The sequence below is a fragment of the Pseudoduganella sp. UC29_106 genome (assembly GCF_044055365.1).
Taxonomy (GTDB): domain Bacteria; phylum Pseudomonadota; class Gammaproteobacteria; order Burkholderiales; family Burkholderiaceae_D; genus Rugamonas.
On the sequence record NZ_CP171977.1, the window covers coordinates 7,059,999 to 7,084,694 of the forward strand.

Annotated in this window: 18 protein-coding genes and 3 pseudogenes; 11 read left to right on the plus strand and 10 right to left on the minus strand. The window is 63.2% G+C overall.

Features of this window, described 5'->3' with window-relative positions; translation table 11 throughout:
- Window positions 1–63 precede the first annotated feature (63 nt).
- From ACHMW6_RS35090 to ACHMW6_RS35105, 4 genes are all read left to right on the plus strand, one after another.
- The gene (locus ACHMW6_RS35090; protein ID WP_395404219.1) at window positions 64–981 is read left to right on the plus strand and encodes an N-acetylglucosamine kinase; all 918 of its coding nucleotides are present in this window, start codon (window positions 64–66) and stop codon (window positions 979–981) included.
- A gap of 18 nt (window positions 982–999) precedes the next feature.
- Window positions 1,000–1,833 carry an N-acetylmuramoyl-L-alanine amidase gene (locus ACHMW6_RS35095; protein WP_395404221.1) on the plus strand — a complete coding sequence of 278 codons (834 nt, stop codon included), beginning with the start codon at window positions 1,000–1,002 and terminating at the stop codon, window positions 1,831–1,833.
- A 91-nt stretch (window positions 1,834–1,924) separates the two neighbouring features.
- A complete protein-coding gene (locus tag ACHMW6_RS35100) occupies window positions 1,925–2,830 on the plus strand; it encodes a LysR family transcriptional regulator (protein WP_395404223.1) in 906 nt (301 codons plus the stop codon).
- Window positions 2,827–3,438, plus strand: a complete 612-nt coding sequence (locus tag ACHMW6_RS35105) for a M15 family metallopeptidase (protein ID WP_395404225.1) — start codon at window positions 2,827–2,829, stop codon at window positions 3,436–3,438. The genes ACHMW6_RS35100 and ACHMW6_RS35105 overlap by 4 nt, the downstream gene beginning before the upstream one ends.
- A gap of 143 nt (window positions 3,439–3,581) precedes the next feature.
- On the opposite strand, the gene dacB is transcribed toward ACHMW6_RS35105, so the two are convergent.
- Both dacB and ACHMW6_RS35115 read right to left on the minus strand, forming a co-directional pair.
- Window positions 3,582–5,066, minus strand: a complete 1,485-nt coding sequence (gene dacB / locus ACHMW6_RS35110) for a D-alanyl-D-alanine carboxypeptidase/D-alanyl-D-alanine-endopeptidase (RefSeq protein WP_395404227.1) — start codon at window positions 5,064–5,066, stop codon at window positions 3,582–3,584.
- Window positions 5,067–5,078: 12 nt separating this feature from the next.
- Window positions 5,079–6,317: a nucleoside recognition domain-containing protein gene (locus ACHMW6_RS35115; protein WP_395404229.1), complete on the minus strand. Its 1,239-nt coding sequence runs from the start codon at window positions 6,315–6,317 to the stop codon at window positions 5,079–5,081.
- Window positions 6,318–6,489: 172 nt separating this feature from the next.
- Here ACHMW6_RS35115 and ACHMW6_RS35120 point away from each other — a divergent pair, with 172 nt between their 5' ends.
- The 4 genes and pseudogenes from ACHMW6_RS35120 to ACHMW6_RS35135 all read left to right on the plus strand — a co-directional run bounded on the left by ACHMW6_RS35120 (window position 6,490) and on the right by ACHMW6_RS35135 (window position 13,186).
- Complete coding sequence (locus ACHMW6_RS35120; protein WP_395404231.1) at window positions 6,490–8,259, plus strand: ABC transporter substrate-binding protein; 1,770 nt, start codon at window positions 6,490–6,492, stop codon at window positions 8,257–8,259.
- A gap of 165 nt (window positions 8,260–8,424) precedes the next feature.
- The gene (locus tag ACHMW6_RS35125) at window positions 8,425–11,178 is read left to right on the plus strand and encodes a TonB-dependent receptor (RefSeq protein ID WP_395404233.1); all 2,754 of its coding nucleotides are present in this window, start codon (window positions 8,425–8,427) and stop codon (window positions 11,176–11,178) included.
- 95 nt (window positions 11,179–11,273) lie between these two features.
- Complete coding sequence (locus tag ACHMW6_RS35130; RefSeq protein ID WP_395404235.1) at window positions 11,274–12,236, plus strand: LD-carboxypeptidase; 963 nt, start codon at window positions 11,274–11,276, stop codon at window positions 12,234–12,236.
- A 45-nt stretch (window positions 12,237–12,281) separates the two neighbouring features.
- A pseudogene (locus ACHMW6_RS35135) lies at window positions 12,282–13,186 on the plus strand (YihY/virulence factor BrkB family protein).
- Here the strand turns inward: ACHMW6_RS35135 and ACHMW6_RS35140 are convergent.
- Window positions 13,183–14,490: an ATP-binding protein gene (locus tag ACHMW6_RS35140; protein ID WP_395404237.1), complete on the minus strand. Its 1,308-nt coding sequence runs from the start codon at window positions 14,488–14,490 to the stop codon at window positions 13,183–13,185. The pseudogene ACHMW6_RS35135 and the gene ACHMW6_RS35140 overlap by 4 nt on opposite strands.
- Before the next feature lie 132 nt (window positions 14,491–14,622).
- On the opposite strand from ACHMW6_RS35140, the gene ACHMW6_RS35145 reads away from it, so the two are divergent.
- From ACHMW6_RS35145 to ACHMW6_RS35155, 3 genes are all read left to right on the plus strand, one after another.
- Window positions 14,623–15,465 carry a hypothetical protein gene (locus tag ACHMW6_RS35145; RefSeq protein ID WP_395404239.1) on the plus strand — a complete coding sequence of 281 codons (843 nt, stop codon included), beginning with the start codon at window positions 14,623–14,625 and terminating at the stop codon, window positions 15,463–15,465.
- A gap of 163 nt (window positions 15,466–15,628) precedes the next feature.
- Window positions 15,629–16,411: a MipA/OmpV family protein gene (locus tag ACHMW6_RS35150; protein WP_395408789.1), complete on the plus strand. Its 783-nt coding sequence runs from the start codon at window positions 15,629–15,631 to the stop codon at window positions 16,409–16,411.
- A complete protein-coding gene (locus ACHMW6_RS35155) occupies window positions 16,411–17,109 on the plus strand; it encodes a hypothetical protein (RefSeq protein WP_395404241.1) in 699 nt (232 codons plus the stop codon). Before ACHMW6_RS35150 ends, ACHMW6_RS35155 begins: the two co-directional genes overlap by 1 nt.
- Here the strand turns inward: ACHMW6_RS35155 and ACHMW6_RS35160 are convergent.
- The 7 genes and pseudogenes from ACHMW6_RS35160 to ACHMW6_RS35190 form a co-directional block, all read right to left on the minus strand.
- Window positions 17,106–17,786 (minus strand): response regulator, encoded by a 681-nt coding sequence (locus tag ACHMW6_RS35160; RefSeq protein ID WP_395404242.1) that lies wholly within the window; start codon window positions 17,784–17,786, stop codon window positions 17,106–17,108. The two genes, ACHMW6_RS35155 and ACHMW6_RS35160, sit on opposite strands and share 4 nt — an antisense overlap.
- 185 nt (window positions 17,787–17,971) lie before the next feature.
- Window positions 17,972–19,100: pseudogene (locus ACHMW6_RS35165) on the minus strand (acyl-CoA dehydrogenase family protein).
- 71 nt (window positions 19,101–19,171) lie between these two features.
- Window positions 19,172–19,840 carry an SDR family oxidoreductase gene (locus tag ACHMW6_RS35170; protein ID WP_395404244.1) on the minus strand — a complete coding sequence of 223 codons (669 nt, stop codon included), beginning with the start codon at window positions 19,838–19,840 and terminating at the stop codon, window positions 19,172–19,174.
- A 3-nt stretch (window positions 19,841–19,843) separates the two neighbouring features.
- Window positions 19,844–21,043, minus strand: coding sequence for an acetyl-CoA C-acyltransferase (locus ACHMW6_RS35175; protein ID WP_395404246.1), 1,200 nt, complete (start codon window positions 21,041–21,043; stop codon window positions 19,844–19,846).
- On the minus strand, window positions 21,036–22,856 hold the full coding sequence (gene aceK / locus ACHMW6_RS35180) for a bifunctional isocitrate dehydrogenase kinase/phosphatase (RefSeq protein WP_395408790.1): 1,821 nt from the start codon (window positions 22,854–22,856) through the stop codon (window positions 21,036–21,038). The genes ACHMW6_RS35175 and aceK overlap by 8 nt, the downstream gene beginning before the upstream one ends.
- A gap of 137 nt (window positions 22,857–22,993) precedes the next feature.
- The gene (locus ACHMW6_RS35185; RefSeq protein ID WP_395404248.1) at window positions 22,994–24,178 is read right to left on the minus strand and encodes an isovaleryl-CoA dehydrogenase; all 1,185 of its coding nucleotides are present in this window, start codon (window positions 24,176–24,178) and stop codon (window positions 22,994–22,996) included.
- Between the two features lie 69 nt (window positions 24,179–24,247).
- A pseudogene (locus ACHMW6_RS35190) lies at window positions 24,248–24,654 on the minus strand (MerR family DNA-binding transcriptional regulator).
- Window positions 24,655–24,696 lie beyond the last annotated feature (42 nt).

A 24,696-nucleotide genomic window follows, 5' to 3' on the forward strand; every position in this document is an offset into this window, starting at 1 on the left:
GAATGATTGCCCAGCAAGCTTTCATGTGAACTGGACAGCAATTGGTCTTAAACTTACTCGATCATGGGCATATCCGAATCCGACCTTCCGCTTGGGCTGGGCATAGACGCCGGCGGCACGCAAACACGCTGGGCGCTGTCCGACCCGAGCGGGAAAATCGTCGCTGAAGGCACGGTCGCCGGACTTTCCGCCCTGATGATGGCCAAGCCCGCCGGCCGCGAACAAGTGCACGCCACCTTCGCCGAACTGGCCAAGGACGTGCTCGAAGCCGGACAGCCGCTGCGCATCTGCGCCGGATTGACGGGCTTCGGCGGCGACGGCAATGTGCTGCTGGGCTGGCTGTCCGACCTCCTCGATGTGCGCCTGGACGCCATCACCATCTGCAACGATATCGAAATCGCCTATCTCGACGCATTCGAGCCGGGCGAAGGCTATCTCGTCTACGCCGGCACCGGCTCCATTGCCGCCTACATCGACGACGCGGGCGAATTCCACCGCGCCGGCGGCCGCGGCGTAATGCTGGACGATGCCGGCGGCGGTTTCTGGATCGCGCGCGAAGCGATGCGCCGCATCTGGCGCAACGAAGATGAACAGCCGGGCTCCTGGCAGGAATCGCCGCTGGCCCACGCCGTATTCGACCATGTCGGCGGCAGCGACTGGGCCTATTCGCGCACCTTCATGTACGCCCGCGAGCGCGGCGAAATCGGCAAGCTGGCGCTGGCTGTCGCGATGAGCGCGGGCGCCGATCCGGCTGCGCGCCACATCCTGCTGCAGGCTGGGCGCGAGCTGGCGCGGCTGGCGCTGGCGCTGGTGTCCCGCTTCGGCCAGAAACCGATCGTGCTGGCGGGACGCGCCGCCGAACTGCATCCGCTGATCTTCGAGGCCATGCGCGCTGAACTGCCGCCCGGACTGGAACTGTCCCGCCGCACCGCCCATCCCCAATACGCGGCCGCCCGCATGGCGGCCCGTCCACGAAACTAAGAACTCACCGAGACGTCCATGATCAAAAAACTGCTGCTTGCTTCCCTGATCTCCGTGCTGGCCGGCTGCGCCACCCAGCCGCCGACCATCGACCATTCGCTTGGCCCGTCCAAGGGGCAGAGCAGCCGTGTGCGTTTCATCGTCATCCACTACACCGTGTCCGACCTGCCGCTGTCGATCAAGCTGCTGACCGAGCACGAGGTGAGCGCTCACTACCTGTTGACCGACGAGGAAAAACCAAAGTTTTATGCGCTGGTCGATGAGAACCGTGCCGCCTGGCACGCCGGCACCAGCAGCTGGAAAAACTACACGCAGCTGAACCACAGCTCGGTCGGCATCGAAATCGTCAATCCTGGCTTCAAGGACACGCCGGAAGGCCGCGCCTGGTACCCGTTCAAGCAGGCGCAGATCGACCAGCTGATCCCGCTGCTCAAGCAGATCAAGGAACGCCATGGCGTGCTGCCGGAGAATATCCTCGGCCACGCGGATATCGCGCCGCAGCGCAAGCAGGACCCAGGTCCCCTGTTCCCGTGGAAACAACTGGCTGACGCCGGCCTGATCACCTGGCCGGACGCCAACGCTGTCGCCGAAAAGCGCGCCATCTATGAAGCCCAGTTGCCGGACATTACCTGGTTCCAGAACAAGCTGGCCGCCCACGGTTACGCCACGCCGCAGACCGGCGTGATGGACGAAGCCACCCGCAACGTGATGGTGACTTTCCAGTCCAAGTATCGCCAGAGCAAGTGGGATGGCATGCCGGACGCGGAATCCGCCGCGATCCTGGACGTGCTGACAACCCCGAAACCGGCCCCGGCCGCGGTTCCGGCCGAGGCCGCTGCCGCCAAGCCCTAAGCGGTAGCCCGCGTTGCGCCGCAGGCGGGATTCCCCTATCCTGCACTGATTCCCGCAGGAGGCTGCGGCGTAACGAAGAAGGATTGAAGCGATGCGGCTGCGTCATATCGAAGTTTTCCACGCAATCATGCAGGTCGGCACCATCAGTGGCGCCGCCCAGGTCTTGCACATTTCACAACCGGCGGTGACCAAGGTGCTGCAGCATTGCGAGCTGCAGCTGGGCATGCCGCTGTTCGAACGCGTGCGGGGCAAGCTGTATCCGAAGCCGGAAGCGCACCGGCTGTTTGCCGAGACGGAGAAGCTGCACCGCGACCTGCAGGGCATCCGTCGCCTGGCGGCCAGCCTGAAGGGGCATGCGGTGGAGACGATTCGTCTGGTGTCCACGCCGACGATCGCCATCAGTGTGCTGCCGCAAGCGATGAGCGCCTGGCGCCGCGAGTTCGCCGGCACACGCTGCGAACTGGCCACCCACCACACATCCGAGATTGTGAACATGCTGCGCCTGGGCGAAGCCGACCTGGCGCTGTCGCTGCAGGATCCGCGCCATCCCGGCATCGTGGCCGAGCCGCTGGCCCAGGGCATGATGACGGTGATCGCACCGACCGGCACCTGGCGCGAGGAAGAGCTGTCGCAGCCGCTGACGGCCGAAGGGCTGGTCGGCGAACTGATCGGTTATTCGGACAATGACCCGCTGGGCGAAATGGTGGTCGCCGCCTGCGAGGCGCAGGACGTGGAGCCGGTATTCCGCACCGTCGTGCAAACCTATCAGATCGCGCGCTCGCTGGTGGAAGCGGGCGGCGGCATGGCGGTGGTCGATCCGTTTACGGCGGCATCCGCATTATCAACCCGCGTACAGCGGCGCGAATGGGCGCCCGCGATCCCGATCCAGCTCTTCCTGCTGACGTCCGGGCACTCGCCGCTGTCGCATGGCGCCCGCCTGCTGGCCGACTCGATCGCGGCCGCGGCGCGCGCCTGCCTGGAACAAGGAAATACATGAGTCGTACCATCCGCAGCGAAGAGATCCCCGGCAGGCCGGAGTTCCGTCACCTGAGCACGATCGCCGGCATCGGCATCGACCTGCGCTACGCGACGCCGGACAATTTCGTCGGCCGCGATCTGTATTCGCCGCTGGACTGCGCCTGGCTGCACGCTGACGCCGCCGCCGCCATCGAACGTGCCGTCACTTTCCTCGCTGCGCGCGCCCCCGGCCATCAATTGCTGATCCTCGACGCCCTGCGGCCGCACTCGGTGCAGATCGAACTGTGGAATACCCTGGCCGGGACCGACCTGCAAATGTACCTCGCCCCGCCCGAGCGCGGCTCCATCCACTCCTTCGGCATGGCCGTCGACGTGACCATCCTCGATGTCGCCGGCCGCGAGCTCGACATGGGCACCGGCTTCGACGATATGACCGAGCTCTCCCATCCCATCCTCGAACCGAAGCATCTCGAAAGCGGCTCCCTCACCGCCGCCCAGATCGCCAACCGCCAGCTCCTGCGCGACGCCATGTTCCACGCCGGCTTCGTCGGCATCAACAGCGAATGGTGGCACTTCGACTGCGGCGACCGCGTCCACGTCCGCGCCACCTACGCCAAAGTTTTATAACCCAATTCGGGGTCAGCTCTGTCATTCGGACAGCTAGCGCTATCGTTTGCGGCAGATCAATACGCGAAAGTACCCACTTTGGGCGTATTGAGGAAGATCAAAAAAGTGGTCCGCGTGTCCGAATGACAGAGCTGACCCCGAATTTAGTGTTGCTGGGCGGTCCAGTCGATGAGGGCGTCGACGATGGAGCGGCCGATGCCGTTGCCGGCGCGCTCGTGGTTGACCATGGCGACGACGATGCAGGGCTGGCCGTCGGCGTCGGGGACGTAGCCGGCGATGGCGACCACGTCGCGCAGGGTGCCGGTTTTCACGCGGGCGCGCTGGGCGGCGGTGCTTTCTTTCAGGCGGCGTTTCATGGTGCCGTCCACGCCGGCGATCGGCAGGCTCGCGATGAACTCGGGCGCCCAAAGGGATTTTTGCGCGGCGCGCAGCAGGCCGGCCATTTGCACCGGACGGATGCGCTCGATGCGCGAGAGGCCGGAGCCGTTTTCCAGCACGAGGCCGGTGTCGTCGATGCCTTGCTTGCGCAGCCAGTTGCGCACCACCAGTTCGGAGCGAGCCAGTGTGCTTGCGGGCGGAGCTATGTCGCCGCCGCCGGGAGTCGCAGCGGCGGGCGCAGCGAGGTCGAGCGGACGGCTGCCCAGCTTGGGATCGGCCTGCAGGCTGCCCAGGCTGAGGAAGATGGTGCGCGCCAGGCCATTGTCGGACGGCTTATTGGTGTCGCGGATAATCTCGGGCAAACTGCGCGAGGTATGCTCGGCCAGCAGCCGCACGGCGTTCACGGGCGCTTCGGCTTCGAGCACGGAGCCGCTGAACTTGCCGCCCAGCCGCACCCACGTCGCGCGGAAGAAGCGCTCGGTGAAGTCGTGCCGGTCGAGTACATTGACCACATTCGTTTTGGCGCAGTTGCGCGGATAAGTCCCCTTCAGCACGATGGTCAGGCGGGAGCCGTTGCGCACATACTCGGGCACCTTCCAGCCGTCCTCCCACCTGGCGCATTCGCCATCGGTCAACACCAGCTCGGACTTCACGGACACCTTGTCCATCTCCGGCAGCAGCGAAACGCGCACAGAGCGTGCATCGGAGGCGATATCGAGCGTGAGCATATTCATGTTCAGCCACAGCGCATCCGGAATCACGTTGTAGTATGCCTCCGGCGACTCATCGAAAGGCGGCACGCCGACATCGAGCCGCGACGGCTGCCACAGCGTGCGGTCCAGCACCAGGTTGCCGTCGATGCGGCGGATGCCCTGGCTGCGCAGCTTTTCCAGCATGTGCGTGAAGGCGTCGACCGTGAAGTCGCCATCCGCGCCGCCGCGCAGCACGAGGTCGCCGTGCAGCACGCCGTTGACGATCTCGCCGTTGCTGCGCAATTCCGTGCGTCCTTTGAACACCGGGCCAAGCTCTTCGAGGCCGACGATGGTGGTCACGACCTTCATCGTTGAAGCGGGCGCGAAGGGTTGGTCCGGCATATCGGAGACCAAAGCCTGGTCGCCGCGCAGCACGAGCGCGCCGATGGCGTCTTCGGGAATGCCGTTGGCCGCGGCCAGGCGGGCCACAGGCTCGGGCAGCGCGGCATGAGCGGCGCCGAAGGCAGCCAACAGGGTAGCGAGAAGAAGACGGCGCATCAGACAGCTCCTTTAACCGAAGAACAGGTAGGCCACGCCAATCGCGGCCAGGATGCCGGCGAAGTCGGCGATCATGCCGCAGGAAATCGCATAGCGCGTCTTGCGGATGCCCACAGAACCAAAGTACAGCGCGACGATGTAGAAGGTAGTATCGGCCGAGCCCTGGAAGACACAGGCCAGGCGCCCCACGAAGGAATCCGGACCATAGGTTTTCATCGCATCGATCATCATCGCACGGGAACCGCTGCCGCTGAAAGGCTTCATCAGCGCGACCGGCAGCGACGGTACGAAGTCGGTGCGCAGTCCCATGGCGTTGAATAGCCAGGCGAATGCGTCCGTGATCAGGGTGAACACGCCGGCGTTGCGGATCACGCTGATCGCCACCAGCATGCCGACCAGGTAAGGAATCACGGTCAGCGATGTCTGGATGCCGCCTTTCGCGCCCTCGATGAAGGCTTCGTACACATTCACCTTCTTGCGCAGTGCGCCGATAATGAAGACCGCGATGATCATGATCAGGATCAGATTGCTCACCACCTTCGACACGACTTCGATCTCGGTGCGCGACAAATAATTGGTGAAGTAGTAGACCATGCCGCCAATGGCCGCCGTCATGCCGCCCAGCCAGCTGAGGACAACGCTGTCGAACAGATTGATGCGCTGGCGGATCGATACCGCGATGATGCCCGCCACGGTCGCCACATAAGTCGCGATCAGGCAGGGAATGAAAACGTCCGACGGGTCGGCCGCGCCAAGGATGGAGCGCTGCGCCATGATGGCCAAGGGGATCAGCGTCAGGCCGGACGTATGCAGCACGAGGAACATGATCTGGGCATTGCTGGCTTCATCCTTGTTCGGATTCAGCGTCTGCAGGCTTTCCATCGCCTTCAGGCCAAAGGGGGTGGCGGCGTTGTCGAGGCCCAGCAGGTTGGCGGAGAAGTTCATCACCATATGGCCGGTGGCCGGGTGGTCCTTCGGCACTTCGGGGAAAATGCGCGAGAAGAAGGGCGAGATGATTTTCGCCAGCCAGCCAACGGCGCCCGCCTTCTCGCCGATGTTCATGATGCCCAGCCACAGCGTCATCACGCCGGCCAGCGGCAGGGCGATGTCCATCACGCCGACCTTGGCGGTCTCGAAAGTGCCATCGATGATCTTCTTGAAAATCTCCGTATCGCCCAATAACAGCCACTGCGCCAGCGCCGCCGCGAAACCTACCAGAAAGAAGCCGGACCAGATGTAATTGAGTGACATGAATTGCCTGCAGCGAATATGGTTTAGTTGAATTTTGAAGGCAAAGTATAGGATGTGCTGATGAAACTATGCAGGTCAGGCATGTAAAAAAGTTATAAGCGGCGGGATGGAATTCACTGGCGCGGCGCGCGGCGCTGCCGTATGCTCTGCGCCGCAACCATAAGGACTAGCAATGAAGAGACTCTGGAATCCGATCGCCGCGCTGGCCATCGCCGCTTGTTTCGTACCCGCCGTCGCGAGCGCAGCCGACGCCAGGGTGGACGCCGCAAGCCCGTCCAAAGTCCTTCACGCCTTCCTCTCCACCGGCGAAACCGGTCTCGACCCGGCCGTGGCATCCGACCTTGCCAGCCTGAGCCTGCTGGAAAACCTGTTCGACCCCCTGCTGCGCTATGACTACGATGCACGTCCCGTGAAGCTGGCCCCCAGTTCTGCGCGAACGCTGCCGACCAGCGACGCCACGGGCACAGTCTGGACCTTCCAGGTCAAGCCAGGCATGTTCTTCAGCGATGACCCGGCCTTCAACGGCAAGAAGCGCGAAGTCACCGCCGCCGATTACGTCTACAGCATCAAGCGCCTGTACGACCCCAGCCTGAAATCGCCCTGGCTCTTCATGTTCGAAGACAAGCTGGCCGGCGATGAAGCGTATAAAAACGGCAAGTTCAGCTACGACAGGAACATCGAAGGGCTGCAAGCCGTCGACAAATATACCTTGCGCATCAAGCTGAAGGCCCCCGATCCGAGCTTCCTGTTCTACATGGCCCTGCCTGCCACGGGCGCCGTCGCGCGCGAGGTGGCCGAAGCCTACGGCCTGCAGATGGGCAACCACCCGGTCGGCAGTGGTCCCTTCGCCATCGAGGAATGGAAGCGCAGCGACAAGATCACCCTGGCCGCCAACCCGAACTACCAGCAAAGCTACCAGGGCCACAAGCTGCCGCAGGTGGACAAGGTCGAGGTCAAGATCATGGAGGAATACCAGTCGCGCGTGCTGGGCTTCCTGAACGGCGAATTCGACTACATCGAGCAGGTGCCCGAATCCATGCGCGACATGGTGCTCGACCCGACCTCCGGCAAGCCCGTGCTGAAGCCGGAACTGGCGCGGCGCGGCATGGTGTTCACGCCCTTCCCCGTGCTGCAGACCTACTACATGTGGATGAACATGGAAGACCCGGTCATCGGCGGCTACAGCAAAGAGAAAGTTGCCCTGCGCCGGGCCATAGCACTGGGTTATAACAGCCCGGAGGACATCGCCCTGCTGAAGAAGGGCCTGGCCATCCCCGCCCAGTCGCCGCTGCCCCCCAATGTGCTGGGTTATGACCCCGCTTACCGCAGCCCCGTGCAGTATGACCCGGCGCTGGCCCGGGCCCTGCTGGACCGCTTCGGCTACCGCGTCGGCAAGGATGGCTTCCGCACCAGGCCGGACGGCAGCCCGCTCATGCTGACCATGCACACCGAGCCGACCACGGTGGGCCGCCTGCGCGACGAGCTGTGGCGCAAGAACCTGAACGCCATCGGCCTGAACGTCACCTTCAAGTCCGACAAGAAGACGGAAATCATCAAGGCTTCGCGCCTGGGCAAGGTCCAGATGTTCGAAACCAACTGGATTGCCGACTTCCCGGACGGCGATAACTTCTTCCAGCTGTTGTACGGTCCCAACAGCGGCCGCGCCAATTACGCGCGCTTCAACTTGCCGGAATATAACCAGCGCTATGAGCACGCCCGCAAGCTCAGCGATGGCCCGGAGCGCCAGAAGATTTACAAAGAGTTGTCCCAGCTGATCCAGGCCTATAACCCCTGGGTGCTGATAATTCACCCCATCTCCGCGGATATCCAGCAACCGTGGCTAAAAAACTACAAGCGCCACCCCGTCGAATTAACTAATTGGCGGTATGTTGATATCGATCAACAAGCGCGTGTGGCTGCTACTAAAGGCGCCGTCCGCTAGAATACGCGCCTTTTCATTACATAAAGTTATAGTCTGCGCAGTAATTTTCATTGGCAGGCAAGTTTTCCACCGGGATAACCTGCATAAGCCAAGAAGAGCAATGCCCATGACATTGCCCACCACTGGCCGCTTAAGACGGTTACAAATTTAATTGGGAGAGACCCTGTGAAGGTAAAGAAGCTTGCGCATCTGATTGCGCTGATTGGTGTTGTTAGTCCTGTAATGGCGCAGGAAGTTGCTCAGCAAGTCCAGCGAGTGGAAATTACCGGTTCCAGCATCAAGCGCGTTGCCAAGGAAGGCGCGCTGCCGGTGCAGACCATCACCTTCGATACCATCCAGAAGGCCGGCATCTCCAGCACTGAGGAGCTGGTGAAGCTGATCTCCGCCAACGGCACGGGCGCCGACAACCCGACCTCCGGCAACAACGTCTTCGGCGCCGACGCCGACCGTACTTCCGGCGGCGCAGCCTTCGCTTCGCTGCGCGGCCTGGGCCCGAACGCGACCCTGGTGCTGCTGAATGGCCGCCGCCTGGGCAATAACGGCGGCAGCGGCAAGGCAGTCGACCTGAACTCCATTCCACTGGGCGCCATCCAGCGCGTGGAAATCCTGAAAGACGGCGCCTCCGCAATCTACGGTACCGATGCGATCGGCGGCGTGATCAACTTCATCCTGAAAACCGATTACAAAGGCCTGGAAGCTTCCACCACCCTGAACGGCACCGAGCACGGCGGCGGCATGACCCGCCGCTACTCCCTGCTGGGCGGCATGGGCGACCTGAATGCGGACGGCTGGAACATCATGGCCGCCGTGACCCGCGACGTGAACGACAAGCTGGCCTCCAGCCAGCGCGACTTCGCCAACGGCTACCAGCCTTCGCGCGGCCTGTCGCCGGACACCACCGGCACCCCATACGCCAACATCCTGTCCGGTACCGGCACGGCACTGACTCCCTTCAAGGTGCCTGGCGATAACACGACCTATCTGCAGGCTGGCCTGCTGAGCCTGCAAGGCAAGTGCGACTCCATTCCGGGCATGTCGCAGTACGCCAGCGAGCTGTGGACCAACGTCACTCCGATTACCCGCACCAAGTACTCCTGCGCCTATGACTACGGCGCGGACTATGTGATGTCCTTCCCGACCGAGCGCACCAACGCCGTGTCGCGCGGCACCTTCAAGATCAATGACGACCACAAGGTCTATGTTGAAGTGCTGGCCTCGAAGACCGACACCACGGCCGAGCTGACCCCGGTGCAGATTTCCACTTCGCTGGCGAACGGCAATGCCTACCCGGTCAACGGCCCGTACTACCAGAGCCTGAAGCAGTACATCCCGTCCTTCGACACGACCAAGCCGATCATCTACAAGTGGCGCGCGAACCCGTGGGGCAACCGTACCCAGGACTTCACGCTGGAAAACTACCGCGGCCTGGTGGCAGCGGAAGGCACCTTGCTCGGCAAGTACGACTATAAGCTGGGCCTGTCCAAGTCCGCCAGCAAGGCGCAGGTCGACCTGGTGGACGGCTACGGCTGGACCGACAAGATCTATTCCCTGCTGGGCAGCGGCAAGGTCAACCCATGGCTGGCGCCGGGCCAGTCCCAGACCGCCGATGCAATGCAGGCGATCGAGGCCACCAAGTACGTTGGCGCCTTCCAGCACGGCCGCACCACCACCACCCAGCTGGACGGCTCGATCTCCGGTGAAGTGTTCCAACTGCCGGCCGGCGCCGTGTCGGTGGCAGCGGGCTTCGACCTGCGCAAGGAAACCTACGAGTTCGCCGCCGACGTGGATGCGACCAAGATCCTGCTGTCGCCGGGTAACGCCAACCTGGACAAGGCCAGCCGCTACATCCGCGCCGTCTATGCCGAAGCCATCGTTCCAGTGATGAAGGACCTGGAAGTGCAGCTGGCCGTACGCCGCGACAACTACAGCCTGATCGGCGCCACCACCAATCCGAAAGTCGCCTTCCGCTACCAGCCGAAGAACTGGCTGCTGTTCCGCGGTTCGGCCAACAAGGGCTTCCTGGCGCCGAGCTTCACCCAGCTGTACGCCGGCCGCCTGTCGCAGGAACTGCCGAACGGCATCATCGACCAGGAAGGCTGCGCCAAGCACCCTGGCGACCCGGCCTTCTGCGCCATTCCGCGCCTGAACTACAACACCGGCGGCAACCCGAACCTGAAGCCGGAAACCTCGAAGCAGGGCACCGCAGGCATGGTGATCGAGCCGTTCAAGAACTTCACGGCCTCGATCGACTGGTGGGCTATCAACATCAAGGACCGTATCCTGAACCGCACGCCGCAAATCGTGCTGCAGAACTACCAGTACCTGAACCAGTACATCATCCGTGATCCGAACACCGGCATCATCGACCACGTGGAAGCTGGCTGGATCAATGCCGCCGGCCTGAAGACCCGCGGTATCGACCTGGGCCTGCGCTACGACGGCAACTACAGCGGCTACAAGTATGCGGCCGCACTGGACGGCACCTACATCGACAGCTTCAAGTTCGCCGAATTCGAAGGCCAGCCGCTGAAGGAACTGGTAAGCCAGTTCAGCACCCGCGACGTGTACCTGCGCTGGAAGCACACCGCCAGCCTGACCGTGTCGCGCGGCGACTGGAGCGGCCTGCTGATGCAGCGCTACTCGACCGGCTACAACGACCAGGTGCCGAACGGCGGCAAGGGTACGCCTCCGCCAGGCTTCGATCCGCGTGTTCACCACTACACCAAGTACGACCTGTCCGGTACGTACACGGGCTTCAAGAACACGACGATCACCGTCGGCATCCAGAACCTGTTCGACACCGATCCGCCATTTACCGCCCACAACGTGGACGAAGTGGTGGGTGCGGGCTGGGATCCCCGTGTAGCCGACCCGCGCGGGCGCTCGCTGGTGTTCACCCTGAAGTACAAGTTCTTCTGATCTCCAGACGGACATTCGGCCGCCTCGCCGCGGCCGCCCTCGCAGCTGCCGCCCTTCCGGCGGCAGCCGCTCGTTCCAGGAAACGAAAGCCTCACATGAATCACACCGGCCTGATCAAACCGCCCCGCCTGCTGCCGGGCGACACGATCGGCCTGGTCGCCCCCGGCGGCCACACGAGTGCGCCTTCCATCGCGAAGGCCATCCAGAACATTGAATCCCTGGGTTTCAAGGTCAAGCTGGGCAAGAACCTGGAAGCCGTCTACGGTAACTACGGCGGCCTGCCCCAGCAGCGCCTGGATGACCTGCACGCCATGTTCGCCGACCGCGAGGTCAAGGCGATCTGGGCGATCCGCGGCGGCTCCGGCTGCATCCAGCTGCTGGAACACCTGGATTACAAGCTGATCCGCAACAACCCCAAGATCCTGATCGGATATTCCGACATCACGGCCCTGCACCTGGCGATCCACAAGCACGCCGGTCTGGTGACCTTCCACGGACCGGTGGCTTCCTCCACCATGTCCGATTATTCGGTCACGCATCTGCTCAACGTGCTGATGCGGCCTGAAGAGGAATATACGATTCCAATGGCGGTCGAAAACAGCCGCAAGGCTGAGGAAGAGCCGCAATACGCGCTGCGCACCGTGGTGCCGGGCGTGGCCGAAGGCCCCCTGATCGGCGGCAATATGTGCCTGGTCAGCGCGCTGGCCGGCACGCCGTATGCCGGCGACTTCCGCAAGGGCGTCCTGTTCCTCGAAGAAGTGAACGAGGCGCCCTACCGTATCGACCGCATGATGATGCAGCTGCATCTGTCGCTGGGCTTGCAGAATGCGTCGGCCATCATGCTGGGCATTTGCGAGAATTGCGGTCCGCAGGATTCCGATATTTCGCTGACGCTGGACGAAACCACCGACCAGCACCTGAAGCCGCTGCACATCCCGGCCGTGACCGGCTATTCCTTCGGCCACATCCGCAACCAGTTCACCATTCCCATGGGCATCCGCGCCCGCCTGGATACCGAACGCCAGACCATTACCCTGCTGGAAGCTGCCGTAGTGTAATGTCGGGGTCTGACCCCGCCTAATGTGTAGAATGGGCCCATGCGCATGCTCAAGCACAAGGCTGTTGCCCACGTGCTGGCGCATCCCCTGGACTTCACGCTGCAATGCCTGAAAGGATTTCGGGCAAACCAGGGGTTGCTGCTGGCCGGCGCCGTGGCCTATTACTCCCTGCTGTCCATCGTCCCGCTGCTGATGCTGGTCGTGGTGGCGCTATCCCATGTATTCGAGCAGGAAGAGCTGCTCTCTACGATCGGCCACTACCTCGAATGGCTGGTGCCCGGGCAATCGAAAGCCATCGTGGCCGAAGTGGGCCACTTCCTCGACCACCGCGAACTGGTCGGTTGGGTCCTGGTGCTGACCATGCTGTTCTTCAGTTCCCTCGCCTTCACCGTGCTGGAAAACGCCATGAGCGTGATTTTCCTGCACCGCGTGGCGACGCGGCGGCGGCACTACCTGGTGTCGGCCCTGCTGCCTTACTGCTATATCCTGTCGCTGGGCGTGGGCGTGATGGTAGTGACGCTGGTGGCGGGCGGCCTGCAGGTGATCGGCACCGATACGTCCGCCTGTTCGGCTATGACTGGTCGCTGCACGGCCTGTCCGGTGCGCTGCTCTACCTGCTGGGCATCGTGGGCGAAGTGCTCATGCTGAGCTCGATTTACCTCGTGATGCCCGTGGGACGCCTGTCCTGGTCGCACGCCCTGATCGGCGGCGTGACGGCCACCGTGCTGTGGGAAATCGCGCGGCACGTGCTGGTCTGGTATTTCACGACCTTATCCAAGGTGAACATCGTGTACGGTTCGCTGACCACGGCCATTGTGGTGATGTTCAGCCTGGAAATTGGCGCCACGCTGCTGCTGTTCGGCGCCCAGGTAATTTCGGAATTCGAACGCGTATCGCGCGGCGAACAGGGCAAGGCGCCCAAGCGCCTGCACACGCGCAACGCCTGCTAGGAGGGCAAGGTGAGCGTGAAGCGGGCGCCGCCCAGCGGCGAGGCGTCCACCAACAAGGTGCCGCCGTGCAGGGTCACGGCCTTCGATGCAATTGACAGGCCCAGGCCAAAGCCGCCCGTGCTGCGGTCGCGGCTGCGGTCCAGGCGGTAGAAGGGCTCGAAGATGCGCTCGCGCTCGTCCTCCGGGATGCCGGGGCCGTCATCCTCGACCACAATGCGCACGGTACCATCCGCGTCTGCGCGCTGAGCGCTCAGGCGGACCGCACCGTTCGCGTATTTCAGCGCATTACGCAGCAGGTTGCCCACAGCGCGCAGCAGCAGCCGCTGGTCCGCCTCAATCTCGCCAAGGGCGGGCGCGAGTTCGGCATCGAGCGGGATGGCGGAGGGCGGCAGCGCGGCCATACATTGCCGCAGGGCCGGTTCCAGCGCGAAAGGCTGGCGCTGCAGGGCTTGCCCGGCATCGAGACGCGCCATGCCCAGCAGTTCGTTGACCAGTTCTTTCAGCTCGGTCAGGTCGCCCTCCATGCCATCGATGCGTTTTGACAGCGCCGGATCGTCCGCCGCATCGCGCAGCAGTTCCAGCGCGAACTCCAGCCGCGCGATCGGCGTGCGGATCTCGTGCGATACCGAATGCAGCAGGTTGCGCTGCGCCGCCAGCAGGCGTTCGATGCGGTCGGCCATATGGTCGATGCGTTCGGCCAGGGGATAGACGCTGTCGCGCGGCTGCATGCGGGCGCGGGCCGTCAGCTCGCCGGCGCCGAAGCGGTCCGCCACGCTGGAAAGCTGCTGCAGGCTGCGCCAGTGCGCGCGTGACCAGAAACCGATCGGCACCAGCAGCACCAGCGCCACGATCACATAGCGCACCGTTTCCAGCTGCATGGCAAAGCCGATATCGATGGGAAGGTTGGATGCCGTCAGCGCCTCCTCCTCGCTGCCGATATAGCGCTGGCCGTTCAGGTCCACGCGGCGGTAGAAGGCTTTCTGGTCCACGTCCAGCACCAGCTCGCCCTGCTCGAAGGCGCGGGCCTCGTGGCCCTGCAGGCGGCTGCGCACCGCGGACAGGGGTACCAGCTCATAGCGCACGTCCGATACTTCGCGCACCTTGTTCAGGCGTTCCAGCCACTGGTCGGCCGGCGCCTGGTCAACGTACTGCTCCAAAAGGAAAATCTGGGCCGACGCCTGGCGGCGGGCAATGTTGTCCAGGGGGGCGCCGAACAGCCGGTTAATGGTGAAATAGACAATGAACGCCGCCGCGCTAATGGACAGCAGCACCAGCACGAAGAAGCGGAAGAACAGGCGGTTCATGGGCCAACATTGTATTTGAAACACACTGGACCCGTGTCAAACCTACAAATTTGCGACAAAAAGCCTAAAGTTCGGGGCGGATTTACCTTCGGTTAAATCGTACGATGGCGGCAATAACAAGGAGGACCCATCATGCGACAACTCGAATACTGCCTGCCTGTGGCGTTCGCGCTGCTGCTGGCCGCTTGCGGCGGCGGCAACGACGGCGGCATGGGCCCTTTGCAGGCGGCCGGCGTGTCCGGCATCGCTGTCGGTGAACCTGCCCCTACCGCGCTGAGCCGCGACGAATTCATCAAGCTGGCGCGCGGCGCCAGCTGCAGCGATATCCGCAACCGCCTGTTTATCATCGACGACAAGCAGGTGTTCTGGGATAAACAGGGCAATTGCCCGGACATGGGCTACAGCCGCACCCTGTACGGCCGCACGGCGACCGAGGTGCAGTGCACCAGCAACGACAGCATCGCCGGTCCCCAGACCAGCTGCAGCAACACTGCCATGCGTTCCATGTTCGACACCATGCTGCAGAACCTGGACAAGGCCGACCTTGGCCTGGGCAGCACGCACAAGGTCGAGCAGATCGAATTCCTGCCCAAGGATGGCGTGGCCGCCACCCAGCCCCTGCTGCGTGAGGGCTTTTCCGGCCTGACTTCGCCCCTGAACGTGGCCGTGCGCGATCCGGACAGCTTCCTCAAGCTGTGGAGCGCCCACTACCAATATCGTAGCGATCCGCCGGCCGCGCCGAAGATCGACTTCACGCGCCAGATGGTGCTGGGCGTCTTCCTGGGCAACCGTCCCGGCGGCTGTATCGGCGCAACGATCGACAAGGTGGAAGTCCGCGCCGGCAAAGTCAACGCCTACTACACGGAAAGGGACTATTCGGGTCCGACCGTGCTGTGCATCGCGGCGATCACCCAGCCGATGGACATGGTGGTGCTGGACAAGATTGAAGGGGATGTAGTCTTTATTAAGCAATGAGCATTTTTGCCGGAACAAGAAGGCGAACCGATAAAATGGCGAGCATTCTTAACCGACCACCGCTCCTATGCACAAGTTTCTCGTTTTCGCCATTGCCGGCGCTTGCGGTTCTGTAGCAGCGCAAACCCCGGCCACTAATCCGATGCCGGATGGGAGCCGCGATATGTATGTGGGCCTGGGCGCCCAGTACCAACCGCGGTATGACGGCGCTCGCCATAACAAAACGGTTGCCCTGCCAGTGCTGCAAATACAGTGGAGCAACGGGATATTTGTGTCCGGACTGGGCGCGGGCATGCACCTGTCCAGCGATCCATCGATCGAATACGGCCCGCTGCTGACCATTGCGCCGCGGCGCGACGAGGATGGCATGGGCGGCGGCATCGGCGGCGTGGGCGATGGCTCGGGCGGCGCGCTGATTAACACCGTCCTGCCGCCTGGCGGCATCGTGCCCGGCGGCGGCGCGCGCAAGAGCTCGAACCGGCTGGAGGGCATGGACGTGATCAGCACCCGCCTGCTGTACGGCGGCTTCTTCAATTACTACCTCACGCCACGCCTGCGCCTGAACAACAGCCTGCTGTATGGCGCCGGCAACGACAAGAATGGCCTGCGCTGGCGCGCGGACCTGCAATACATGATGCCGGAACTGGCCGCCCACCATTCGCTGGTGGTGTCGGCCGGCGTCACGGTGGTTAACCGTGCCTATAACAACGCCTATTTCGGCGTGTCCAGACTCGAAAACGAACGCAACAGCCTGGGCGCCTACGAAGCGAACGGCGGCGTTCAGGATGCGCATATTGGCGCGCGCTGGAACTGGTCGCTGAGCCCCTCGTGGATGCTGACCACCGGCATGCAGGTGAACCGCCTGCTGGGCGACGCCAAAGCCAGCCCGCTCGTGGAGCGGCCGACCAACGTGACTGTGTCCACGGCACTCGCTTACCGATTCTGATGAAAACCAAGACCCTTATTCCCACCGTACTGCTGGCCCTCGGGCTTGGCGGGCACGGCTGCGCCGCGCTGGCGCAGGACGGGGAGTGGGTCAGCTACCGCGACGCCTACAAGGCGATGGTGGTCTTTGCCAAATACGGCAAACCGAAGAACCTGCTCCAGATGCACTTCCAGCTGAGTCCGCGCGATGCGGCCACGTCGCTGGATGGAGTATCGCTGTCCCTGAACGGCAAGACCGTCCAGCTCAACCTGCCGCTGGACCCGGCCGGGCGCACCAGCTTCCCGCTGCTGAAGGCGGCTTATGATGAAAACGCCGTGCTGGCGCTGAACCGCAAGGCCAGCCTGTTCAATATCCAGCCGCGGCTGTCGCTGGCGGTGCGCGCCGACGGGGCCTATGAGGCGAATGAACTGCGCGCGGCCTGCGACCAGGCGCTGCAGTACCAGCGCTTCGTGAATGGCGCCTACAGCGCGAAGAAATGCGTGGGCGTGCGCTTTGTCTATGTGAAGAAGGCCGAAGCCCAGGTGCTGGTGCGCGATGGCGGGCGTGAGACGCTGCTGCCGTCCGTAGATGGTCCGGCGTTTGATGGCGAGGCGGGCGCCGGTTTCCGCACGGTCACTTACCGCTTTGCGGACTGGCCGGCCAGCGGCCAGGTCGTCTCACACTTCCCGCCGCTGGCGCTGGCGCCTCTTTACGACTAATTCCAGGCGGAGGGCGAGAAGAGGTAGCCTTCGCCCCAGACGGTCTTGATCTTTTCCGAATCGGTATCGTCGAACTTGCGGCGCAGCTTGGAAATGCTGTTGTCGATGCTGCGGTCCATGCCGTCGAACTCGATGCCGCGCATCTTGCGCAACAGCGCATCGCGCGACAGCACGGTACCGGCCGACTCGGCCAGCGTCAGCAGCAGCTTGTATTCGGTATTGCTTAGCAGACACTGCTCGCCGCGCCAGGTCACGCTGCGGTCGCTGATGGCGATGGTCAGGGAGCCAAAGGTCAGCAGTTCCGGATCGCCCTTGGTGGCCACGCGGCGCAGCAGGGCGCGCAGGCGGGCCAGCAGCACGCGCGGCTGCACCGGCTTGTTGATGAAATCGTCCGCGCCCTGCTCCAGCAGGGACACTTCATCGTAGGAATCTTCGCGCGCGGTCATCACCAGGATGGGCACTTCGCTGATCTCGCGCAGCTGGCGGGCCACTTCCATGCCATCCAGGCCGGGCAGCATCAGGTCGAGCACGACGATGTCCGCCGGCTTCGCCTTGAAGCGCTGCAGCGCCTCATCGCCGCGGCTGACCACGTCCACCTTGAATTCATAACCCGCCAGGTACTCCGTGACCAGATCGGCCAGGCGCGGATCGTCTTCCACCAGCATTACTTGAACCATTCGAATCTCCTTCTCCACCGGACATTTTATATGCGCCGGCAGTTTGCGGATTACCTGCGGAATGATTCTGACAATCGAATACAAATTTGCGACAAATTCGGGGTCAGCTCTGTCATTCGGACACGGCCTCAGCCATTGGATAGCTGGGCTCGTGTCCGAATGACAGAGCTGACCCCGAACTTAAGTCAGAGGGCGCGGGCGATGAGGAGCTTCTGGATGTCGCTGGTGCCTTCATAGATCTGGCAGACGCGCACGTCGCGGTAGATGCGCTCGACCGGGAAGTCGGCGGTGTAGCCGTAGCCGCCGTGGATCTGGATGGCGTCCGAGCACACGCGCTCCGCCATTTCGGAGGCGAACAGCTTGGCCATCGCGGCTTCTTTCAGGCAGGGCTGGCCGGCGTCCTTCAGCGCGGCGGCGTGCCAGATCAGCTGGCGGGCGGCTTCGATCTGCATGGCCATCTCGGACAGCTTGAACTGCACCGATTGGTGCTCGAAGATGGGCTTGCCGAACGATTCGCGTTCGCGGGCGTACTTCAGCGCCGCTTCAAACGCGGAGCGCGCCATGCCGACGGACTGCGAAGCGATGCCGATGCGGCCGCCTTCCAGGCCAGACAAGGCAATCTTGTAGCCCTGCCCCGGCTCGCCAATCATGTTCGCCGCCGGCACGCGGCAGTTCTCGAACAGGATCTGTGCCGTGTCGGAAGAATGCTGGCCCATCTTGTGCTCGATGCCCGCCACGATATAGCCGGGCGCCGACGTCGGCACCCAGAAGGCGCTGATGCCTTCTCTTGCCGGCCGCCTTGTCGGTCACGGCAAAGACGATCGCCACGTCGGCGTGCTTGCCGGAGGTGATGAACTGCTTGGTGCCGTTGATGACGTATTCATTGCCATCCAGCGTCGCCGTGGTGCGCAGCGCGGCGGCGTCGCTGCCGGTGTGCGGCTCGGTCAGCGCAAAGGCGCCCAGCATTTCGCCCTGTGCCAGCGGGCGCAGGAAGCGCTCCTTCTGCTCGGCGTTCGCGTACATCATGCCGATGCTGCAGACGGGGCAGTTGTTGACCGAAATGATGGTGGAGGTGCCGCCATCGCCCGCCGCGATTTCCTCCAGCACCAGGGCCAGCGACACGTAATCCAGTCCCGCGCCGCCCAGTTCCTCCGGCACGGCGACGCCGAAGGCGCCCAGCGCCGCCAGCTCTTTCAGCTCGTCCTTCGGGAAGTAGTGTTCCTTGTCCCAGCGGCCCGCGTTGGGCGCCAGCCGATCCTGGGAAAATGCGCGCAGCGCGTCGCGGATCATCTGGTGTTCTTCGTTCAGAATCATGTTTATCCTTGTTTTAGGTGAGCTCATGGCTCGGCGCCCCCGTCCCATTTCGTGCCTGACCCCTAAATGGCTTACCAGGGGATGGGAGTGCCGTCGTAGTCTCGGTAGACGGCCTGGTCGGAGGGGGGCAGGCTTGCCAGGGTCTTGCGGATGCCGCGCGCGCTTTCTTCGACGGAGAGGTCGGCGCCGGAGCCGCCCATGTCGGTGCGCACCCAGCCCGGGTGCAGCGCAACGCAGGTGGCGCCCCGCGCGCCAAACGTCAGCGCGGTATCGATCAGTACGGAATTCAGGGCCGCCTTGCTGGCGCGGTACAGCGTGCCATTGGGATGCGTGCGCGAGCTCAGGGAGCCCATGCGCGAGGACATTACCGCCAGCTTGCCGCGCGCCAGGCAGACCATCGGCGCGATGATCGGCAGCAGGCGCATCGCGGCCAGCACATTGGTGTGCATGACCGCGTCGAAATCGCTTTGCATCGGGAAGCCTTCGGACTTGGGGCCGTACACGCCGGCGTTCAGGATGGCGACATCGAGATGTTCGCCATCCAGCTTCCAGCCCAGTCCCGCCACGGCTTCCACGTTGGTTACGTCCAGCTTGTGGGGTTCGGCACCCATCTCCGCCAGCATGTCGCAGTCTTCCTTCTTGCGGGCAGTGGCGATCACGCGCCAGCCTTCGGCCAGGTACTGGCGCACCAGTTCATGGCCGATGCCGCGCGAGGCGCCAACAATGAGTGCCGTTCCCATTGCTTACACCAGTTCGATGCCCATGGCGGTGGCTTCGCCGCCGCCGATGCACAGTGCCGCCACGCCCTTCTTGCCGCCCTTGGCCTTCAGTGCGCCGATCAGGGTGATGATGATGCGCGCGCCGGTGGCGCCGATCGGGTGGCCCAGCGCGCAGGCGCCGCCATGGACGTTCACCTTGCTGTGCGGGATATCCAACTCGGCCATCGCGGCCATCGGCACGGCGGCAAACGCTTCATTGATCTCGAACAGGTCAACGTCGCTGGCTTTCCAGCCGGTCTTGGCGAACAGCTTCTGGATCGCGCCGATCGGGGCGGTGGTGAACTGCTCCGGCACCAGGGAGTTGGTGGCGTGGCCGGTGATTTTGGCGATGACCGGCGCGCCCAGCTTCTTGGCGGTGGATTCGCGCATCAGCACCAGCGCAGCGGCGCCGTCGTTGATGGAGGACGAGGATGCGGCGGTGATGGTGCCGTCCTTGGCGAAGGCTGGCTTCAGCGCCGGGATCTTTTCGACCTTGGCTTTCAGCGGGCCTTCATCCTTGTCGATCACCACATCGCCGGCGCGGGTGGTCACGGTGACAGGGGTGATTTCCCATGCGAAGGCGCCGCTGGTGGTTGCTGCCTGTGCGCGCTTTACGGATTCAATCGCGAAGGCGTCCTGCTGCTCGCGGGTGAACTTGTAGGTGGTGGCGCACTGCTCGGCGAAGGTGCCCATGGCGCGGCCCTGGCCGGTCTTGGCGTCGCGCGAGTAAGCGTCTTCCAGGCCGTCGTACATCATGTGGTCGAACATCATGCCGTGGCCAATGCGGTAGCCGCCGCGTGCTTTCGGGATGATGTAAGGAGCATTGGTCATGGATTCCATGCCGCCCGATACGACCACGTCGGCGCTGCCGGCTGCGATCGCGTCATAGGCGAAGATGGTGGCCTGCATGGCCGAACCGCACATCTTGGACAGGGTCACGGCGCCGGTGCCGACCGGCAGGCCGGCCTTGATGGCCGCCTGGCGTGCAGGAGCCTGGCCCTGGCCGGCCATCAGGCAGTTACCGAAGTAAACGTGTTCCACAGCTTCCGGCTTGATGCCGGCGCGCTCGACGGCGGCCTTGATGGCGACTGCGCCGAGCTCATTTGCGCTCAGGCCCGAGAAGTCGCCCTGGAAGGCGCCCATTGGAGTACGTGCTGCGCCGACGATTACGATTGGGTCATTCATTTTCGATTATCTCCAGTAGAGGAGGCGCACTTGGCGCCGAAGTGGATGCATAGTGATTGCGGAAACGGACGCTTTGCGGGTAAGGGAAAACGTCCTCGATGACACCATTGGCGATCCTTTCTTTCTTCTCCTGCCACCAGGAGCAAGCAAGAAGATCGGCATGGTGCTTCATAAAGTATTTTCGGATTTTCGCGTTCCCAAGCAGGAACTTGCCAAACTGCTCGGGAAACACGTCGTGCTTGCCTATGGGGTACCACGGCTCGGAGGACATTTCATCTTCCTCGTTGCGAGGTTCTGGTATCACTCTGAAATTGCAGTCGGTGATGTATTCGATTTCGTCGTAGTCGTAGAAGACCACGCGTTTGTTGCGGGTGACGCCGAAATTCTTGTACAGCATATCGCCGGGGAAGATATTCGCCGCCACCAGGTCCTTGATGGCGTTGCCGTATTCGAGCACGCCATGTTCTATCGCGGCTTCGTCGTCCGCCTGTTCGGCATTGGTCAGCCACATGTTCAGCGGCACCATGCGCCGCTCGATGTACAGGTGTTTGATCACCAGCTGGTCGCCTTCTTCCTCGATCAGGGAGGGTGCGTACTGCTTCAGCTCCGCCACCAGCTGCTCGGAGATGCGGTGGCGCGGGAAGGCGACGTTGGAGTATTCCAGCGTGTCAGCCATGCGCCCTACGCGGTCGTGGTTCTTCACCAGGACGTATTTTTCCTTGATCTGCGCGCGCGTGGTTTCCTTCGGCGGCGGATAGTAATCCTTGATCACCTTGAACACGTAAGGGAAGGACGGCAGCGCGAACACCAGCATCACCAGGCCCTTGATGCCGGGCGCTGTTTCGAACAGGTCGGAGGAATGCTTCAGGTGCTGCAGGTAGTCGCGGTAGAACAGCGTCTTGCCCTGCTTCTGCAGGCCGAGGATGGTGTAGATCTCGCTGCGCGGCTTGCGCGGCATCAGGCTGCGCAGGAACTGCACATAGGCCGACGGCACTTCCATGTCGACCAGGAAGTAGGCGCGCGTGAAGGAGAACAGCAGCAGGATCTGCTCGTAGTCGGTCAGCACGGTATCCAGCACCAGCTGCTTCTGCTTGTTGTGCAGGATGGGCACGACAAACGGCGCTTCGCGCGTGCCGTTGATGGCGCGGCCCACGATGTAGGCGCCCTTGTTGCGGAAGAACAGGGAGGACAGCACGTGGATCTGCGCATTCGCTTCCAGCGGTCCGCCGAAGATCTGCACCATGCGCTCTTCCACCAGGTGGATGTCGCGCGTGAGGTTGGCGAAAGGCGCGTTCAGCTGGAAGTTGGTGACGATGCGCTTCAGCGTGAAGTGCATGCCGTCGCGCGCCGGGTAGTAGACGCGGTAGGTCGGCGCCGCTTCTTCCGTTTCGATGTACTCGGTGGATACCACCGGCCGCACGAAGATGAATTCGTTGTGGAAGTAGGAACGGTGCAGGATATTGCAGCAGACGGAGTTGAAGAAGGTTTCCGCGCACTCGGGCTGCTTGTGGCCGGACAGCATGCCGATGAAGTGCAGCTTCAGTTCGCGCCACACTTCGTCCGTCAGCTCAGCCGGGTCGTACTCGTCTTCCAGCATTTGCACGCATTCCTGCACGCGCTTGTCGTAGAAGCCGATGCGCTCGCGCGCCGCCTGCTGCGCCACCAGCCAGTCGCCCTGCTCGAAATAGCGCTTGGCGTCGCGGCTGGCGCGGCGGAACAGGCGGTAGTGCTTGTCGAATCCCTCGCGGATGGTGCGCGCGATGTCGAATGCGATTTGCGACGACAGCAGTTTGGGGAAGGCGGCGTGGTGGATCATTTGGGCCTCGGGTCTGCACGCACGGCGGATCAATGATCCGCCCTACGCATTGTTGGCGGATCAACCACCTCACGCGTCAAATTGGACGCGCCGCGTAGGGCGGATCGTTTGATCCGCCGTGCCTGTTCCGCCACTTACATGGTTTCGGCAAACAGCTCGCGGCCGATCAGCATGCGGCGGATTTCGCTGGTGCCGGCGCCGATTTCGTACAGCTTGGCGTCGCGCCACAGGCGGCCCACCGGATACTCGTTGATGTAGCCGTTGCCGCCCAGGACCTGGATCGCCTCGCCAGCCATCCAGGTGGCCTTCTCAGCACTATACAGGATGGCGCCGGCAGCGTCCTTGCGCAGCGCGCGCACCTGCTCCGGCGAGGCAGCGCGGTCGCAAGCCTGGCCGACAGCGTACACATAGGCTTTGCAGGCCATCATGGTGGAATACATGTCGGCGATCTTGCCCTGCATCAGCTGGAATTCGCCGATCGGCTGGCCGAACTGCTTGCGGTCGTGGATGTAAGGGATCACATTGTCCATGCAGGCCTGCATGATGCCCAGCGGGCCGCCGGACAGCACGGTGCGCTCGAAGTCCAGGCCGGACATCAGCACGTTCGCGCCCTTGCCCAGGCCGCCCAGCACATTCTCGGCCGGCACTTCGCAGTCCTCGAATACCAGCTCGCCCGTGTGGGAGCCGCGCATGCCCAGCTTGTCCAGTTTCTGCGCGATGGAGAAGCCCTTGAAGCCCTTCTCGATCAGGAAGGCGGTCATGCCGCGCGGGCCGGCTTCCAGGTCATTCTTGGCGTACACCACCAGGGTGTCGGCGTCCGGGCCGTTGGTGATCCACATCTTGGTGCCGTTCAGCACCCAGCGGTCGCCCTTGAAGTCGGCGCGCAGTTTCATGGACACCACGTCGGAACCGGCGTTCGGCTCGGACATGGCCAGCGCACCCACGTGCTCGCCCGAGATCAGCTTCGGCAGGTATTTCTTCTTCTGTTCTTCGCTGCCGTTGCGCTTGATCTGGTTCACGCACAGGTTGGAGTGGGCGCCATAGGACAGGCCCACCGACGCGGAAGCGCGCGAAATCTCTTCCATCGCGATGATGTGGGCCAGGTAGCCCATGTTCGAACCGCCGTATTCCTCGCCCACGGTGATGCCCAGCAGGCCCAGCTCGCCCATCTTCTTCCACAGGTCCATCGGGAACTGGTCGGTGCGGTCGATTTCGCCGGCGCGTGGCGCGATTTCGGCGGCCGCGAACTGCTGCACGGCTTCGCGCAGGGCGGCGATGTCCTCGCCGTGATCAAAAGTCAGGCCTGGCAGATGGATCATGTCTTCCTCTATTTTCTGATGGGGTCGGTGGAGCGCCAATCATACGCTCAAGTGACGTTAACGTAAACGTCAAGTAGATGCGGCTTGCTTTTCCTCAATAGCGGCCAGCAGGCGCTTGCATTCTTCCTCGTGGGCGGTGATCTCGGACAGGGACATTTCGATGTCTTCGCGCTGTTGCTCCAGGGTTTCGCGGTGCTGGGCCAGCACGCCGAGGAAGCGCAGCATCTGGGCTTCGGTGTCTTTCGGCGACTCGGTACATGTCCACCAGGCTCTTGATTTCAGCCAGGGAGAGGCCGATACGCTTGCCGCGCAGGGTCAGCTTCAGGCGGGTACGGTCGCGCGGCGTATACACGCGGTTGCGGCCGCCGGCGCCCTCACGGGAGGGGCTCGAGGATGCCCTGGTCTTCGTAAAAGCGGATGGCGCGGGCGGTGATGTCGAACTCGCGTGCGAGTTCGGTGATGGTGTAGGTCGGCATGGCTTACAATGGATTTTCCGTTTACGTAACGTCAATTCATTG

Bases quoted from the DNA above. Each gene is read 5' to 3' on its own strand.
- ACHMW6_RS35090 (WP_395404219.1), top strand. From the start codon at position 64: ATGGGCATATCCGAATCCGACCTTCCGCTTGGGCTGGGCATAGACGCC.
- ACHMW6_RS35095 (WP_395404221.1), top strand. From the start codon at position 1,000: ATGATCAAAAAACTGCTGCTTGCTTCCCTGATCTCCGTGCTGGCCGGC.
- ACHMW6_RS35100 (WP_395404223.1), top strand. From the start codon at position 1,925: ATGCGGCTGCGTCATATCGAAGTTTTCCACGCAATCATGCAGGTCGGC.
- ACHMW6_RS35105 (WP_395404225.1), top strand. From the start codon at position 2,827: ATGAGTCGTACCATCCGCAGCGAAGAGATCCCCGGCAGGCCGGAGTTC.
- dacB (WP_395404227.1), bottom strand. From the start codon at position 5,066: ATGCGCCGTCTTCTTCTCGCTACCCTGTTGGCTGCCTTCGGCGCCGCT.
- ACHMW6_RS35115 (WP_395404229.1), bottom strand. From the start codon at position 6,317: ATGTCACTCAATTACATCTGGTCCGGCTTCTTTCTGGTAGGTTTCGCG.
- ACHMW6_RS35120 (WP_395404231.1), top strand. From the start codon at position 6,490: ATGAAGAGACTCTGGAATCCGATCGCCGCGCTGGCCATCGCCGCTTGT.
- ACHMW6_RS35130 (WP_395404235.1), top strand. From the start codon at position 11,274: ATGAATCACACCGGCCTGATCAAACCGCCCCGCCTGCTGCCGGGCGAC.
- ACHMW6_RS35140 (WP_395404237.1), bottom strand. From the start codon at position 14,490: ATGAACCGCCTGTTCTTCCGCTTCTTCGTGCTGGTGCTGCTGTCCATT.
- ACHMW6_RS35145 (WP_395404239.1), top strand. From the start codon at position 14,623: ATGCGACAACTCGAATACTGCCTGCCTGTGGCGTTCGCGCTGCTGCTG.
- ACHMW6_RS35150 (WP_395408789.1), top strand. From the start codon at position 15,629: ATGTATGTGGGCCTGGGCGCCCAGTACCAACCGCGGTATGACGGCGCT.
- ACHMW6_RS35155 (WP_395404241.1), top strand. From the start codon at position 16,411: ATGAAAACCAAGACCCTTATTCCCACCGTACTGCTGGCCCTCGGGCTT.
- ACHMW6_RS35160 (WP_395404242.1), bottom strand. From the start codon at position 17,786: ATGGTTCAAGTAATGCTGGTGGAAGACGATCCGCGCCTGGCCGATCTG.
- ACHMW6_RS35170 (WP_395404244.1), bottom strand. From the start codon at position 19,840: ATGGGAACGGCACTCATTGTTGGCGCCTCGCGCGGCATCGGCCATGAA.
- ACHMW6_RS35175 (WP_395404246.1), bottom strand. From the start codon at position 21,043: ATGAATGACCCAATCGTAATCGTCGGCGCAGCACGTACTCCAATGGGC.
- ACHMW6_RS35185 (WP_395404248.1), bottom strand. From the start codon at position 24,178: ATGATCCATCTGCCAGGCCTGACTTTTGATCACGGCGAGGACATCGCC.